The sequence below is a fragment of the sulfur-oxidizing endosymbiont of Gigantopelta aegis genome, assembly GCF_016097415.1.
Taxonomy (GTDB): domain Bacteria; phylum Pseudomonadota; class Gammaproteobacteria; order GRL18; family GRL18; genus GRL18.
The window spans coordinates 1-13,817 of the sequence record NZ_JAEHGE010000005.1; the positions used below are offsets into that span (position 1 = coordinate 1).

The window sequence follows — 13,817 nt, forward strand, 5'->3', positions numbered from 1 at the left end:
ATGGTCTGGTTCAGGTTTAGCACTGCAACCGGGTTAAAATCGCGTTTTTTGTGTGATGTAACATGAAAATCAATCCGATCATTCCCCCGTATTTTTTTATACGATACTTCAATATCGTATTCTTTGTAACTATTGATATTCTGAATGGCAGGCTTTAATACTTTAGCGTTAAAATACTTCCATTCCGTATATTTACCTTCTACTCTGAACCCCAGCATCCCGCGCAAATCATCAAACCTGATACTGAATTGGGTGCGGAACGAATGTGACTTGAAAATTTCGTATAAACGAATTGTATTTCCGGATGTAAATTCACTGAGTAATTTCAGCTCCAGTTGGCAATAGGATTCAATTGGCACCATTTCTTCATAAACAGCACTGTGAATTTCAACAAATAATTCCTGATTTTTACTGTCCGGGTTATACGCTATTTGCGGAAACATCGTAACGAATCTAAATCCAATTTCATCTGAATTTTCTGCTTTTTTTGTGAATCCGACTCGTTTTTTTGATAGCGAGTCTGCTACGTCTAACAATTGCTGGGCTTTATTGCCGCCTTTCAGGAATTTTTCACGAATCAGTTTGACTGGCACTTTTACTGTGATGTGATTACTGCCAAATTCTGAGATATTTTCATCAGCTCGATCCATGAAAAAATCCTTTACTGTGTCATAAATTTCAATGAATAAATACCTTTCAATTTTTGACCATGACTGATCATATTCGCCGACACTGAATTGCTTATTAACAATCCGTAATTCGTTTAATTCCTGATTCATTTTTATCTCCAGTTTTTAATGTCTCGAAAATTACGACCTTTCTAGCCCTTTTCAGGCCAGTAAAATCAAGGGTTCCAGACAAATCCACAAAAGTTTCCACCTTCAAATAATAACAATCTTTCCTTTTTAAGTCCACAAAAGTTTCCACCTTTCTTGCCCTTTTCAGGCCAGTAAAACCAAGGGTTCCAGACAAGTCCACAAAAGTTTCCACCTTTCTTGCCCTTTTCAGGCCAGTAAAACCAAGGGTTCCAGACAAGTCCACAAAAGTTTCCACCTTTCTTGCCCTTTTCAGGCCAGTAAAACCAAGGGTTCCAGACAAGTCCACAAAAGTTTCCACCTTTCTAAACCCAAATCCACAAAAGTTTCCACCTTTCTAAACCCAAATCCACAAAAGTTTCCACCTTTCTAAACCCAAATCCACAAAAGTTTCCACCTTCAACGCCAGAAACTTTTTATTATCAATAACTTACAAGCCTCTTATGTATTCTTATTATGTACTCTTATTATGTACTCTTAAGAATATAGCAAAGACCTGTGGATAACTTTTTATTTGTTATAAATCAATTAGTTAAAAATTTAAAGTTTGTGCAGTCGCTTTCGTGATGGACAAGTTGTGAGTTTCGCAAGCGAACGTGATGGACAAGTCGATGGAAAACGCTATCGCGTTTACCACAACTTGACCACACTAACTCACAGCTTGACCACACTACAGCGAGGAAAGCAAAGTGGTATATCAAGATGCCTGCGGCGCAATAATTAACAAATTGGTAATTTTTTTATTTTTAATGCCTTGGCGGTAGTGAGCCAGGAAAATGTTTGGCAAGGATTTTGTTCATTTCTTCATCTGAAAAAATAAAAAACGCTTGTGTCCTAATAGGTAGTATCATTATATTACATTCTGATGCGCCACTATTCAGAATGGTTTTTTAACTACTTGAGGAAAATGAAAATGACCAATGTTGAATTGCAAGATAATGTTGTCACTGCTGTTAAGATTGCCGAAGAAGATAGAATGAATGTTTTACCATCAGTTTTTGGTAATCGTTTCATGAGCGCGGAGAGCGCAATTTATACCTTTATGGAAAGATTGAGCTGTGACTATCACGGCGGATACTGGGAATTTATGGCTCTGAGTAACGGAGGATTCTTTATGTATCCAGCCATAGAAAAGGACTTGAGGATAACAGTAAATGGGAATTATTTTGATGATACCGTGAGCAAGCAGACTGCCGGGATTATCGCTTGTTTGTTTGCATATTCACATTTGTCATTCAATGATGATTCTGGCAGATTTGCTGACCTTTATCATTTGTTGCTTGAATATGCTGATGGCTTGGATGAGGGCATGAAGGTGTTTAGTGCGATTGACTAGATGAGGGTGTCCTGTAGTCCACCACGACTACAGGACGTTTTATTTTATGAGGAAAATAAAACGCATTATGAATGGTTTTTTTAAGGGTTGCAAATGAACTTGATTACACGATTTTTACGCATAGAACGAAACAGACTGAAACAGGAAGGTTACAAAGGATTAAATTCTGATGTGATTTTTTTCTTAAACAAAGAGCTAGGAACGAGATACCAACAAGGCCGAGTAAAGGAATGGGAGCGAGGCGAGCGGCGGCCTAGTGTCGAAACACATAATCATATTTTGAAAAGAGTTTTAACTTATGAATTGAAAAAAAATGGATTAGCTGAGGATGTTATCGGCGATATTATTCAGAAAACACAGTTACCGGAGGCCATGAAAAAATGAAAACAATTTGCATATCCAATCAAAAAGGGGGAGTTGGAAAAAGCACAATAGCCGTGCATCTTGCCCAGCATATTATTGAAAAAAACAATCGGGTGTTATTTGTTGATATAGATCCACAGGCGAATGCGAGTAAAACAATACGTCAGATTTCGGATGTTTTGCCCGTTGATGCCAGCCAATTATTTACCGATGAACTGGATGACCTAGCGGATGGCTCTGGAGCTATTAGTTTGATTCAGGCTGATGAAAAAATGGCGGATATTGAACGCTCTGATCCTAATGTTTTACTGAAGTTTAAAAAGAATTTATCGTCGATCAGTGGTCAGTTTGATTACTGCATAATTGATACGCCACCAACTCTGGGCATCCGAATGACTGCGGCTTTGATAGCGAGTCAGTATGTTTTGGCACCTATCGAACTTGAAGAATATAGTATTGATGGCATTACAAAAATGTTACAAACTATTTTCGGTGTTCAGAATAAGTGGAATCAGGATTTAAAATTTTTAGGTATGTTGCCAAATCGTTTCAATCCGAGGTCATTGGCACAAAAGGCTACGCTGGAGAGTTTGCTGAAAAGTTATGCTCATTTGTTAATACCTGCGCCGATAGGCATCCGTTCATCGATCCCGGAGGCACTGAATGAAGGGATACCTGTCTGGAAGCTCAAAAAAACAGCGGCCAGAGTTGCCGGGCAAGAATTTAAAAAAGCATTTTCGATTATTGATAAAAAATTGGAAGGAGAAAAAGAATGAGTAAAGGGGCTGATTTATCAGGACTGGACGATTTTAATGTTTCATCGTTATTGACCGGCAACAAAAAAGCAAAACGGGCGAATGAGGGGCAATTGAGCTATGCGCCGATTGATAAGTTCATCGAGGATGAAAATAACGCAAGACAGTCATTTGATTCAGATAAATTGAATGAGTTGGTTGAATCCATCAAAGCTATATCACCAGTGACAAACAAGATGACAGGGGTTAAGCAGCCGTTGTCTGTCAGGAGGCATCCAGACAAGGAGGGATATTTTATTATCAATGGTGGCCATCGGCGTTATCGGGCGGCAAAGATCGCGGGGCTAACGGAATTACCGTATTTCATTTCAGATGAAAATGATGAACTGGATAATGTTGTCGATAATCTGATTCGGGAAGGATTAAAAGCTGATGAGGTGGCTAAGTTTATTGAAGCGAGAATTTTGGCTGGGGATAAGAAAAGCGAAATCGCAAAACGATTGGGAAAACAATTATCGTATGTTTCAGATCATGCGGTGTTTTCGCAATTAGATGACAGTATTAAATCAATTTTTGATGAAAAGTATTGTGAGTCAATTAGAGGGTTGGCAAAGTTACACCGTGCCTTTAAAAAACACCCTGATAAAGTAAAAAATTACTGTAAAAACCTACATCAAAAAGTGTCCGTTTCTGATATTGATTTTTTTATCAAGTCTCTGGATGAAACTCAAAAGCAGGACAACAAAAATAATGATTTAGTGGATTCTGATGATAGTAAGTCCGATTCAGTTGAAAATAACAATGAGCGGGAAATAGAACCTCAAGAACCGAAACATGAACCCCATGAATCAAAAGCGATAAAACAGCAAACCAGAGAGGAACCAGAAAAGGATGTTTCTAAGGATCAGGCCAATTTTAGGAAAGTCAGAATAAGAGTGAATGCCCTTGGTAACAAAGGTGATTTATTATTAAGGCCATGTGAAATTGACGATAATGGGGATGTGTTGCTTTGGGTGAAATTGGACGAAGAAGATGAACCTGTGCAATGTTTTTCACATTCAATTCAGATTGATGAAATTTCAGGATGTTAGTTGGGCGTTTCGCAACGATCCAGTTCCATCATCCTTGCCTAAATACCTTGGGGTGAATGCGAAGCAGAGGGGCAAAGCCCCTTTGTTCGTTTTTTGTGGAATTTCGCACGTGCGAAATTTTTTTTAGTGTTTAGTGCTAGTGCAGGATTCGCAAAACGTGGACGTTTGCCGGTAAAATGTGTTACATTTTGACTATCAGCACTAAACACTAATCAATAAATATGGCCAGAATTGAAGTAAGATTAAAGGATGAAGAAAAAAAAGCATGGGAGGCATTCTGTCAAAAGCAAGGCGTAACCGGGGCGGCCATGCTGAGAAGAATGATTCAGCATGTAACCCAAGGTGAAGTTAATTTTCAATATGAAACCAAGGAACCCAAGGATGGCGTTTTACGGGTGCGCTTCAACAAAAAAGATATACCGTTGATAGAAGCCCGTTTGAAAGATGAAGGCTTTGCAACTAAAAGCGAATGGATAAGAGCCGTTATTCTGAATGTACTGGATAAACATCCAACCTTTACAGAAAATGAAATTTTCGCCATCCGGGAAGCGAACAGAGAATTATCATCTATCGGACGAAACCTGAATCAGATTGCAAGGAAGTTAAATATTGACCCGGACAAAGCCGAAGGCCCGGAAGAAAAATTGTTAGTTGAGATAGCAAAGGAAATCCGGGAGCAACAGACACGAATTATGAAATTGCTGGATCGTTCTGAAAACAGGTGGAGTATTGAATAATGGCAGACTATGAGAGTTCACTACATGGTTTTTTGGAGGAGCCGGTTAAGTATCGCGGAAAAGTTAAAATTGATCCGGGGAGACGAGTAACATCACGGGGAAAAAGAGTTATTCGGCGGAGTCCAGAGGTCATGGTGAAGATAACAGGGAATACCAAGGGCGTTAGTCATACCGGATCACATTTAGACTATATCAGTCGAAATGGTGATTTAAAACTGGAGAATGAGCGCGGAGAAGTCATCGAAGGCAAGGAGGCAATGAAAGAATTAAAAGAGGAATGGGCGGTTGGTCAGGGTAGAGGGCGAAAAAATAAGCGATTGACCACAAATATTATTTTATCCATGCCGAAAGGAACCAATACAAAAGGATTGGTGAAGGCGGCTAGGGGGTTTGCCAGCAAAACATTTGGTGATAATTATCAATATGTATTTGTTCTGCATGAAGATTCAGAAGGTGAAAATCCTCATGTGCATTTGACTGTTCGTAATCTAGGTTTTGATGGTAAGAGATTACATATTAAAAAAGGTGATCCGCAAATATGGCGAGAGACGTTTGCGACTGAACTACGGTGGTATGGGATTGATGCTGAGGCGACACCAAGAGCGGTGCGTGGTGTCGTAAAAAAAGGTGTTAGCCAGGTTATAAAACATATCAGGAAAAGTGGCAGAACGGCTCAGGTGGATAAAGATAAGGTTGATGAAATCATCAAGGAGTTTGCAAAAAAGGAACAGAAGGAAAAGCCTTGGGAAGAAAAAATCATAAATCGACAAAATGTTATCAGAAAATTATGGTTGGGAACCGCACAGAAGTTGCTAAAAAGTAAAAGCCAGGAAGATCAAGAATTAGGTAATGAGATTGTTGATTATGTGAATACGATGCCGCCATTGAAAACAGAGCGGCATGAAATGATGGAAAAAATGTTGGATATGACTATTAAACAGGAAAAGGAAATGCAGGCAAAGGGGAACGAGAATGGGCAAGAGCGATAAGTTTATATTGTCAGATGGCAGTGTTGAATTGTTGAAATGGGTGGCAGTTTGCTTGATGGTGGTAGATCATGTGAATAAATATCTGTTCGGCGAAGCCTATCCTGTTATGTTCAGTTTTGGGCGACTGGTATTACCCATCTTTGTCGTCGTGCTGGCTTATAATCTTTCAAGGGATGATGGATTGAGGAAAGGGGTTTATTTACGGGCAATGAAGCGTATGGTTATTTTTGGCTTGTTAGCGACACCGGCATTTGTCGGTTTGGGCGGTGATTTGGCATTGGTTAAAGACGGCCAGGAACTATGGTGGATACTGAATATTTTATTTACTTTGGCACTTCTAACATGGTGCTTATATTGTTTCGATAGAGGTCAAACAGATAATTATTGGAATTGGGTTGGGTGGGGTTCTTTTTTATTTGGAGGGGCTTTTGTGGAATTTTGGTGGGGAGCGTTAGGGTTAGGGATTGCAGTATGGTTATATTATAAAAATCTGGATAGTGGTGTAACTTGGTCGTTACTAGGTTTTTCTTTGTTTTTTTTATTGGTTGTGAACATTGGAAATTGGTGGTTTTTAATGGCGTTTCCACTGATCTATTTAGCATCAAAGATTCCTGTTCAAATTACTAGAATGAAATGGTTTTTTTATGGATTTTATCCAGTACATTTATCTATTATTTGGTGGATAAAGCACTATATGTTGTGAGAGCCGCGTATCCAGATACAAGAAAGGTCGTTTTAAAAGTTGACACTATAACGCTATAGTGTTAAAATAAACCCTGATTTTTAATTTCAACTGCTAAAGGATGTTTTATGAAAAGTTTAATTTCTTATTTTTTTGTTTTGTTTTTTTTATTGTTTCATTTGTCTGTTTCATATTCAGCCGACAAGGTTTTGATTAAAAAGCCGGGATCATTTCAACTGAATCCAACTGACCCAAAGGCTAACGAAGAGGTGTTTTTATTTAAGGAAATGATTGATGAATGCTTTGAACATAAGAATATAGAGTATAAAAAAATCACAGCTATCATTAACAAAAAGATTTCAGCTTCATCTGAAACGCCAACAATTTCTTGTGAATATTTGGTTTCTGAATATATGAGGGAGTTATAACGATGGAAGTTGATGAAAAATTTGCGATACATACTGAAACTTTCAATGGTGGTATTGAACAAGGGCTATTGGAAATTGTGGGTAAGGATAATTTAAATCCTGAATTTAAAAAGAGATTGGATTATTTACAATCATTACCGAGGGATCGAGGTATAACAAACGATGGAAAGATTGTTGATTTGAGAACAGGTGAGGTCATAAGCGCCAACTTAAGCCCCCAACCACTTGATTAAACACGACTTACGCCCAGCTCTCTGCATTGTCGAATCATTCCCAAAATCGGTTCAGGTAGACTCTGCAACGAGGAAAACAGGCGTTCAATCCTGATTTAATGTCCTCAGCAATCGTTTTATACAAACGCCAGGGTGTCAATGCACGCGGCCCATCCATTTTCGTCAAGGCCTTGGTAAAACACCGCTGCGCGATCTTTTCCGTAACCACCGCATACAGAAGTTTGCCCTGTAAATACAATTCGGCCAATTGACTGTCTTTACGGGCACGTAATTGATTGATCGCCAACAGGCTTTTCAGCCGTTTGATCACCAATTCCACCTGCCAGCGTACACGATAGAGCGCGGCAGCCGTTTCGGTGCTGAGCAACTCGACCGGCACGGACGTTAAAATTAAGACCCATTCACTGAGATAGAGCGTTTTTTCCTGGGCTGTACGTCCTTTGTTCTGCGCTCTGAGTTTCGCTTTACGCCGGGCTTGCGCCGCTTTTTCGGCAGGTAACGGAACCGCATGTACCGTGCAGGCGATTCGTTTAGTATCATGGCACAAATAAACCGGAATAGCCCCCGCTTGTTTCCCGAGACGTTGTAATTTCGTTTCCCAGTCAATTTTTATCATTTTGCCGTGCTCGTCAAGCTCGTATAAATTCATGCTGTGTGCGTTATAGCGCAGCACAATATCGCCACCTCGGTCAATAAAAGGCACCAACGACTTCGGTTGATTGTAGCCACGATCAATCAACACGACATCGCCCGATTCCAGCACATAATGGTCAAGGCTTCGCCAATCTTGTCCGTACTGACTTCAACCTGGCGCAATGTCAGTGAAATCAAATCTATCGCGATATGTAGCCGATACGTGGTTTCTGTCGCACCGGGTTCCTGCACGGTCGAGCCATCAATAATAACGAAGCTTAATGAACCACTGTCAACCACCTGATGCAACCCAAATACGCCCGATAGCAAGGATTTTACCCAAGGAACGCAGGCCGCCAGTCTTTTTTACCGCCGTATCACTTAAGTGAGCCCTGTAAGTGAGCCACCTCGCCGGCGCAACTCCGCAAGGAGAAATCCAGACCACAGTAGAGCATCACCAACTGTAACAGTTGTAAGGGCGAACGGATCTTGCGCGCACGCGTGAAGGCTTTAAATTCATAGGCTTGTTGTTGATAATCTTCTGGAAGTTCTTGCACAAATTGTTCAAAACGAGTATCTATGTGAGGTGGCTGCTTTTTCATAGGGTTTTCACTTTTGTCGGCAAAAGACTCTATGTGGTGGCCACACCTTTATTTTTCAACACGTAATCAATGATTTAATGGCTTAAGTTGGCGCTTATGACAGGTGAGGTTATTGGTGATGAGTGAATACTTAAATAAACACCGGCCAATTAAGCAGAAAAGGATTGTTCGGGGGGTTTGTGTTAATCCGGTTTTGCGTGATGATTTCGATTATACACCTAACGATGCTAGACCTAATCAGGAAGTACAAGATTGGTGGGGAAGGGCATTTGTAATAGAAAGTGAATATTATGCGCCAGATGCGTCTTATGAGGATTATATGGAGCGGATGGCATCGTATGATATGGATTACAGTGTGGAATCTAAAGAAGAATGGGCGGAAAGAACAGATAAATCTAGGCGATTGTTTGAAGAAAAATTCCCAACTGGAAAGAGGTACGATGTTAGAGTTTTGGATGGTGGCGCATGGGACAGAAGTACATGGAAAGCAACGGTAGCAACATTGGATGAGGCAGTAAATATAGCAATAGGGGTTTCTTCACATGGAGCTATAGGAGAGATGGCGAAATGAGGATAAAGAACTTAATTAAATGTACAGTTCCAAAGACGAATAAAGAACATTACTTAACAAGTATTACAGCATTAAATATTCCTTCCGATGAAGGAACTGGCGATTGGCATTTTTATGATGCTTTTTATGAGACTGCTGATTTTGTTCCTAAAAAGTATGTTGCCGGTATTGATACATTATCGACAAATGAAATTCTAGGTGATAATGGTGTTTATGATGCTTATTCGGTTTTAGTTGAAACGGGGTTGCAACCAATAACTGACAATGTTTATGCCGCAGATCATTACAGGGCTGTAGCTGATATGGTGTTTGATTTAGTGAGAAAGGTTTCTACCCAAAGAGAATTAAATATGTTGATTATTCTTGATGACTGGCTGACTGAACCGGAGGAAAAAGAAAGGCTGTTTTCTCTCACAGATCAATTTAGGGGCGTTTTAACGAAAAAAGAATATCAAAGGTTAGAGTCGTGGAAAACAAGCAACTGGAAGGGCTGACGGACGATCAAAAAGAGCATGTCAGCTTTATGATGGAAATCACCAAATCAGTAGCCGATACACCAATGGTTTTAAAAGGTGGTACTGCATTATTATTGGCTTATGGTTTAGATAGGTTCTCAGAAGATTTGGATTTTGATAGCACTCAGGCTATCAATCTTGAAAAAAGGATTTATGATGCCGGGAAGCGATCAAAAGTCAGGATAGGTAAGATTTTTGTAAAAAAAAATACTGGGACAACAAGGCGGTATATTGTTAATTATGAAGGAAGGCATCGCCCACGAAGTTTAAAAATAGAAACATCATTCCGAAAGTCAGCTATTGAAAATGAATCAACAGAAATTTTGAATGGGATCAAAGTTTATAAGTTAAATACTTTAATTTCACAAAAGCTGGATGCAGGATTGAACAGATCAAAAGTAAGAGATTTGTATGATATTGCTTTTTTAAGCAGAAACTATCAACATTTATTCACTTCCGAAAATATAGAGAAATTAGCTGAATTTGGTAGCGACCCTGATTCCTTGGTAAGTCGGTATCAACAAGATCATGTCTTAGATTCCATTTTAAAAGATAGATCATTAGATGAAATGGCATTGCAGGTAAGTTTAAATTTGGATAACTTGAGAGAGAGACAAACGAACAATATTACCCGATTGGCGGAAAAATTCAGTCAGGACAAATTTAACAATACCGAAGATCAGCAACGCTTTGTTAGCAGTGTGAATACACAAGTTGAAAGCATCAAGGAAGAAGCAACACAAGATCAGAATTTTGAAAGATAAAAGGGCAGATAAACCGCCCTTTTAAAATAAGTGATATAAATATCACCCTTGGCGGCCATCGGCTCCTCAGCCTGTACCGCATAATTATTATAAGCAGAATTAAGATATTAAACAACTACCAAAGGTGGAAATTATGAGCGATGATTATCTTGCCGAGCAAAACTATCGACTGGCTGGGCAACAATGGAATGAAGAAATGCGGCGGAGGAATGAAAGCTCATCAGCCGGGGAAGGATCAAGTGGATTTGGAATGGCTATTATATGCGGTTTGTTTGGTGGTGTTTTTGCACATTATCATCTTGTTGAGTGGTTAGATACCGCTATTGGGTGGCAATATGCCATTCTTGTTCTGGGGGATATTGCCGGGTTTGTACTTGGTGTGATTTTAATTCCGGTGGCCATTTTTGTTGGTGTTGTCGCATTAGTGCTTTACGGTATTTTTCATTTATTGAAATATATTTTATTCACAATGATTTTATAAGGAGTTTATATGGATTTTTTCTTTGGGAAATTGCGCAAAAATGAATCTGGCCGAGTGGAAATGAATCTGAATGATTTTAGGGGCTGTTGCCGTTTTGAAAATCCCCCTTGAAATTCAATAACTCCGCCACATAGATTGTTTATTTTGACTCAAAAACAAGCAAACTATGCCCCGACAAATGCTTACGGATGAACTTTGGGAGAAACTGAAGATAATTATGTTGAAAATGGGAATTTATGACAAACCTTGTCTTCGAAAAACAGTCGAAGGTATTTTTTATCGCTTGCGAGTAGGTTGTCCCTGGAGAGATTTACCCACGGCTTTTGGTAATTGGAATGCGGTATATAAACGATTCAATGACTGGTCTCGTAAAGAAAAACTGATGGGTATTTTTAACGCCTTGGTTGTTGATCCAGACCTGGAATGGGAATTTATTGATGGGAGTATTGTGAAAGCACATCAGCATAGTAGTGGTGCGGCCTGTGAACAAGAAACAGCGATAGGGAAATCTGTCGCCGGGAACACCAGTAAAATTCATATGGCCGTTGATGCCTGTGGTCTTCCTATTCATTTCTCAGTGACAGGCGGCGAAGTTCATGACTGTAAAGAAGCACCGAAATTAGTTGCAGAGCTCCCAAAAGGTGACTATATAGTTGCTGACAGAGGCTATGACAGTGAAGCATTACGTCTTCAAATTAAAGACAAAGGGGCTGTTCCTGTTATCCCAAGAAAAAAGAATTCAACTCGGGGAAATGATGAAATGGATTGGTGTCTCTACAAATATCGCCATCTCGTTGAAAATGTGTTTGCAAGACTTAAGCATTTCAGAGCGATCGCCACGCGATATGACAAACTCAAACGAAATTTTGAAGGCTCTATCGCTCTGGCTTGCGCCTTTTTATGGTTACCTATGTGAAATGGCAACAGCCCCTATTGATTTGGCTAATTATGTGGATAGTCGTTATTTTGTTCGGCAAGTCAACAGGCTTTTGCGTAAAGTAGATGGTTATTTGGATTTAACACATGGTACATCACATCCGCCGTTTGTACAGTTGATGGATTTATTTGGAAAAGGTGATATAGGGTTTAGCGTCATTACAGCCAGAAAGGATGTTAATGCGAGTGTTGAAGCAACACTGGACTGTTCTTTGTATCTTGACGAGGGTGTGATCCGGGTTGTTCCACATTGGTGTGCATATAAAGAGATCAGAGCATCTGAAATTAGAGATACTTTGATGAGTCCATTATTTAGGCATGGCATGATTGGTAAAGTATTTTTAAGCCTGGCAGAAGATAAAGCTGGTTTGATAGCGCTTGCTAATAATGAGAAGGAAGCCTTGGCACAGTTATTTGCTCTGTCAGGTTATCCAACGATGAAGCTGAAAGATCAGTAAATAATCATCCTTGTTTAAATACCTTGGGGTGAGCGAAGCAGACATAAGCGCCAACTTAAGCCCCCAACCACTTGATTAAACACGACTTACGCCCAGCTCTCTGCATTGTCGAATCATTCCCAAAATCGGTTCAGGTAGACTCTGCAACGAACGTTTTCTCGGGCGTTCGCTAACGCTTTTCAAATAATCACGCTGAAAGCGTTCTTGCTTCGGAAAACAGGCGTTCAATCCTGATTTAATGTCCTCAGCAATCGTTTTATACAAACGCCAGGGTGTCAATGCACGCGGCCCATCCATTTTCGTCAAGGCCTTGGTAAAACACCGCTGCGCGATCTTTTCCGTAACCACCGCATACAGAAGTTTGCCCTGTAAATACAATTCGGCCAATTGACTGTCTTTACGGGCACGTAATTGATTGATCGCCAACAGGCTTTTCAGCCGTTTGATCACCAATTCCACCTGCCAGCGTACACGATAGAGCGCGGCAGCCGTTTCGGTGCTGAGCAACTCGACCGGCACGGACGTTAAAATTAAGACCCATTCACTGAGATAGAGCGTTTTTTCCTGGGCTGTACGTCCTTTGTTCTGCGCTCTGAGTTTCGCTTTACGCCGGGCTTGCGCCGCTTTTTCGGCAGGTAACGGAACCGCATGTACCGTGCAGGCGATTCGTTTAGTATCATGGCACAAATAAACCGGAATAGCCCCCGCTTGTTTCCCGAGACGTTGTAATTTCGTTTCCCAGTCAATTTTTATCATTTTGCCGTGCTCGTCAAGCTCGTATAAATTCATGCTGTGTGCGTTATAGCGCAGCACAATATCGCCACCTCGGTCAATAAAAGGCACCAACGACTTCGGTTGATTGTAGCCACGATCAATCAACACGACATCGCCCGATTCCAGCACATAATGGTCAAGGCTTTCGCCAATCTTGTCCGTACTGACTTCAACCTGGCGCAATGTCAGTGAAATCAAATCTATCGCGATATGTAGCCGATACGTGGTTTCTGTCGCACCGGGTTCCTGCACGGTCGAGCCATCAATAATAACGAAGCTTAATGAACCACTGTCAACCACCTGATGCAACCCAAATACGCCCGATAGCAAGGATTTTACCCAAGGAACGCAGGCCGCCAGTCTTTTTTACCGCCGTATCACTTAAGTGAGCCCTGTAAGTGAGCCACCTCGCCGGCGCAACTCCGCAAGGAGAAATCCAGACCACAGTAGAGCATCACCAACTGTAACAGTTGTAAGGGCGAACGGATCTTGCGCGCACGCGTGAAGGCTTTAAATTCATAGGCTTGTTGTTGATAATCTTCTGGAAGTTCTTGCACAAATTGTTCAAAACGAGTATCTATGTGAGGTGGCTGCTTTTTCATAGGGTTTTCACTTTTGTCGGCAAAAGACTCTATGTGGTGGCCACACCTTTAT

At 40.5% G+C, this 13,817-nt stretch carries 21 protein-coding genes; 15 read left to right on the plus strand and 6 right to left on the minus strand.

Annotated elements, in window-relative coordinates; translation table 11 throughout:
• Together JEU79_RS25100 and JEU79_RS25105 are read right to left on the minus strand one after the other, a co-directional pair.
• Window positions 1-779, minus strand: a 779-nt coding sequence (locus tag JEU79_RS25100) for a replication initiation protein (protein ID WP_198266650.1), incomplete at its 3' end; no start/stop codon positions are given.
• Window positions 745-1,104 (minus strand): hypothetical protein, encoded by a 360-nt coding sequence (locus JEU79_RS25105; protein WP_198266651.1) that lies wholly within the window; start codon window positions 1,102-1,104, stop codon window positions 745-747. The genes JEU79_RS25105 and JEU79_RS25100, both read right to left, overlap by 35 nt.
• Window positions 1,105-1,728: 624 nt before the next feature.
• Here JEU79_RS25105 and JEU79_RS25110 point away from each other — a divergent pair.
• The 9 genes from JEU79_RS25110 (at window position 1,729) to JEU79_RS25150 (ending at window position 7,429) form a co-directional block, all read left to right on the plus strand.
• Window positions 1,729-2,151, plus strand: a complete 423-nt coding sequence (locus JEU79_RS25110) for an antirestriction protein (RefSeq protein ID WP_198266652.1) — start codon at window positions 1,729-1,731, stop codon at window positions 2,149-2,151.
• Between the two features lie 93 nt (window positions 2,152-2,244).
• A complete protein-coding gene (locus tag JEU79_RS25115; protein ID WP_198266653.1) occupies window positions 2,245-2,535 on the plus strand; it encodes a hypothetical protein in 291 nt (96 codons plus the stop codon).
• The gene (locus JEU79_RS25120; protein ID WP_198266654.1) at window positions 2,532-3,290 is read left to right on the plus strand and encodes a ParA family protein; all 759 of its coding nucleotides are present in this window, start codon (window positions 2,532-2,534) and stop codon (window positions 3,288-3,290) included. Before JEU79_RS25115 ends, JEU79_RS25120 begins: the two co-directional genes overlap by 4 nt.
• Window positions 3,287-4,360 carry a ParB/RepB/Spo0J family partition protein gene (locus JEU79_RS25125; RefSeq protein WP_198266655.1) on the plus strand — a complete coding sequence of 358 codons (1,074 nt, stop codon included), beginning with the start codon at window positions 3,287-3,289 and terminating at the stop codon, window positions 4,358-4,360. The genes JEU79_RS25120 and JEU79_RS25125 overlap by 4 nt, the downstream gene beginning before the upstream one ends.
• Window positions 4,361-4,581: 221 nt before the next feature.
• Window positions 4,582-5,097: a plasmid mobilization protein gene (locus JEU79_RS25130; RefSeq protein ID WP_198266656.1), complete on the plus strand. Its 516-nt coding sequence runs from the start codon at window positions 4,582-4,584 to the stop codon at window positions 5,095-5,097.
• Window positions 5,097-6,086 carry a relaxase/mobilization nuclease domain-containing protein gene (locus JEU79_RS25135; protein WP_198266657.1) on the plus strand — a complete coding sequence of 330 codons (990 nt, stop codon included), beginning with the start codon at window positions 5,097-5,099 and terminating at the stop codon, window positions 6,084-6,086. The genes JEU79_RS25130 and JEU79_RS25135 overlap by 1 nt, the downstream gene beginning before the upstream one ends.
• Entirely contained in the window at window positions 6,070-6,789 is a 720-nt protein-coding gene (locus JEU79_RS25140; RefSeq protein WP_198266658.1) for a TraX family protein, read from the plus strand. The genes JEU79_RS25135 and JEU79_RS25140 overlap by 17 nt, the downstream gene beginning before the upstream one ends.
• 107 nt (window positions 6,790-6,896) lie before the next feature.
• Window positions 6,897-7,196 carry a hypothetical protein gene (locus JEU79_RS25145; RefSeq protein ID WP_198266659.1) on the plus strand — a complete coding sequence of 100 codons (300 nt, stop codon included), beginning with the start codon at window positions 6,897-6,899 and terminating at the stop codon, window positions 7,194-7,196.
• Between the two features lie 2 nt (window positions 7,197-7,198).
• Window positions 7,199-7,429 (plus strand): hypothetical protein, encoded by a 231-nt coding sequence (locus JEU79_RS25150; RefSeq protein ID WP_198266660.1) that lies wholly within the window; start codon window positions 7,199-7,201, stop codon window positions 7,427-7,429.
• Between the two features lie 34 nt (window positions 7,430-7,463).
• On the opposite strand, the gene JEU79_RS25155 is transcribed toward JEU79_RS25150, so the two are convergent.
• Window positions 7,464-8,171 (minus strand): transposase, encoded by a 708-nt coding sequence (locus tag JEU79_RS25155; RefSeq protein WP_198266661.1) that lies wholly within the window; start codon window positions 8,169-8,171, stop codon window positions 7,464-7,466.
• A 268-nt stretch (window positions 8,172-8,439) separates the two neighbouring features.
• Window positions 8,440-8,664 (minus strand): hypothetical protein, encoded by a 225-nt coding sequence (locus JEU79_RS25160; RefSeq protein ID WP_198245627.1) that lies wholly within the window; start codon window positions 8,662-8,664, stop codon window positions 8,440-8,442.
• 118 nt (window positions 8,665-8,782) lie between these two features.
• On the opposite strand from JEU79_RS25160, the gene JEU79_RS25165 reads away from it, so the two are divergent.
• The 6 genes from JEU79_RS25165 (at window position 8,783) to JEU79_RS25190 (ending at window position 12,389) form a co-directional block, all read left to right on the plus strand.
• Complete coding sequence (locus JEU79_RS25165) at window positions 8,783-9,235, plus strand: hypothetical protein (RefSeq protein WP_198266662.1); 453 nt, start codon at window positions 8,783-8,785, stop codon at window positions 9,233-9,235.
• Window positions 9,232-9,729 carry a hypothetical protein gene (locus tag JEU79_RS25170; protein ID WP_198266663.1) on the plus strand — a complete coding sequence of 166 codons (498 nt, stop codon included), beginning with the start codon at window positions 9,232-9,234 and terminating at the stop codon, window positions 9,727-9,729. Before JEU79_RS25165 ends, JEU79_RS25170 begins: the two co-directional genes overlap by 4 nt.
• Window positions 9,702-10,514: a nucleotidyl transferase AbiEii/AbiGii toxin family protein gene (locus JEU79_RS25175; RefSeq protein WP_198266664.1), complete on the plus strand. Its 813-nt coding sequence runs from the start codon at window positions 9,702-9,704 to the stop codon at window positions 10,512-10,514. The genes JEU79_RS25170 and JEU79_RS25175 overlap by 28 nt, the downstream gene beginning before the upstream one ends.
• Before the next feature lie 133 nt (window positions 10,515-10,647).
• A complete protein-coding gene (locus JEU79_RS25180; protein ID WP_198266665.1) occupies window positions 10,648-10,995 on the plus strand; it encodes a hypothetical protein in 348 nt (115 codons plus the stop codon).
• A gap of 166 nt (window positions 10,996-11,161) precedes the next feature.
• Window positions 11,162-11,911 carry an IS5 family transposase gene (locus tag JEU79_RS25185; RefSeq protein ID WP_198243554.1) on the plus strand — a complete coding sequence of 250 codons (750 nt, stop codon included), beginning with the start codon at window positions 11,162-11,164 and terminating at the stop codon, window positions 11,909-11,911.
• A 1-nt stretch (window position 11,912) separates the two neighbouring features.
• The gene (locus JEU79_RS25190) at window positions 11,913-12,389 is read left to right on the plus strand and encodes a hypothetical protein (RefSeq protein ID WP_198266666.1); all 477 of its coding nucleotides are present in this window, start codon (window positions 11,913-11,915) and stop codon (window positions 12,387-12,389) included.
• A 75-nt stretch (window positions 12,390-12,464) separates the two neighbouring features.
• Here the strand turns inward: JEU79_RS25190 and JEU79_RS25195 are convergent, their stop codons facing one another.
• Entirely contained in the window at window positions 12,465-13,463 is a 999-nt protein-coding gene (locus JEU79_RS25195) for a transposase (RefSeq protein ID WP_246540715.1), read from the minus strand.
• A gap of 77 nt (window positions 13,464-13,540) precedes the next feature.
• Entirely contained in the window at window positions 13,541-13,765 is a 225-nt protein-coding gene (locus JEU79_RS27215; protein WP_198245627.1) for a hypothetical protein, read from the minus strand.
• Window positions 13,766-13,817: the final 52 nt, after the last annotated feature.

Excerpts from the sequence above, each read along its gene's own strand:
- JEU79_RS25110 (WP_198266652.1), top strand. The coding sequence starts at position 1,729 with ATGACCAATGTTGAATTGCAAGATAATGTTGTCACTGCTGTTAAGATT.
- JEU79_RS25115 (WP_198266653.1), top strand. The coding sequence starts at position 2,245 with ATGAACTTGATTACACGATTTTTACGCATAGAACGAAACAGACTGAAA.
- JEU79_RS25120 (WP_198266654.1), top strand. The coding sequence starts at position 2,532 with ATGAAAACAATTTGCATATCCAATCAAAAAGGGGGAGTTGGAAAAAGC.
- JEU79_RS25125 (WP_198266655.1), top strand. The coding sequence starts at position 3,287 with ATGAGTAAAGGGGCTGATTTATCAGGACTGGACGATTTTAATGTTTCA.
- JEU79_RS25130 (WP_198266656.1), top strand. The coding sequence starts at position 4,582 with ATGGCCAGAATTGAAGTAAGATTAAAGGATGAAGAAAAAAAAGCATGG.
- JEU79_RS25135 (WP_198266657.1), top strand. The coding sequence starts at position 5,097 with ATGGCAGACTATGAGAGTTCACTACATGGTTTTTTGGAGGAGCCGGTT.
- JEU79_RS25140 (WP_198266658.1), top strand. The coding sequence starts at position 6,070 with ATGGGCAAGAGCGATAAGTTTATATTGTCAGATGGCAGTGTTGAATTG.
- JEU79_RS25145 (WP_198266659.1), top strand. The coding sequence starts at position 6,897 with ATGAAAAGTTTAATTTCTTATTTTTTTGTTTTGTTTTTTTTATTGTTT.
- JEU79_RS25150 (WP_198266660.1), top strand. The coding sequence starts at position 7,199 with ATGGAAGTTGATGAAAAATTTGCGATACATACTGAAACTTTCAATGGT.
- JEU79_RS25160 (WP_198245627.1), bottom strand. The coding sequence starts at position 8,664 with ATGAAAAAGCAGCCACCTCACATAGATACTCGTTTTGAACAATTTGTG.
- JEU79_RS25165 (WP_198266662.1), top strand. The coding sequence starts at position 8,783 with ATGAGTGAATACTTAAATAAACACCGGCCAATTAAGCAGAAAAGGATT.
- JEU79_RS25170 (WP_198266663.1), top strand. The coding sequence starts at position 9,232 with ATGAGGATAAAGAACTTAATTAAATGTACAGTTCCAAAGACGAATAAA.
- JEU79_RS25180 (WP_198266665.1), top strand. The coding sequence starts at position 10,648 with ATGAGCGATGATTATCTTGCCGAGCAAAACTATCGACTGGCTGGGCAA.
- JEU79_RS25185 (WP_198243554.1), top strand. The coding sequence starts at position 11,162 with ATGCCCCGACAAATGCTTACGGATGAACTTTGGGAGAAACTGAAGATA.
- JEU79_RS25190 (WP_198266666.1), top strand. The coding sequence starts at position 11,913 with ATGGCAACAGCCCCTATTGATTTGGCTAATTATGTGGATAGTCGTTAT.
- JEU79_RS27215 (WP_198245627.1), bottom strand. The coding sequence starts at position 13,765 with ATGAAAAAGCAGCCACCTCACATAGATACTCGTTTTGAACAATTTGTG.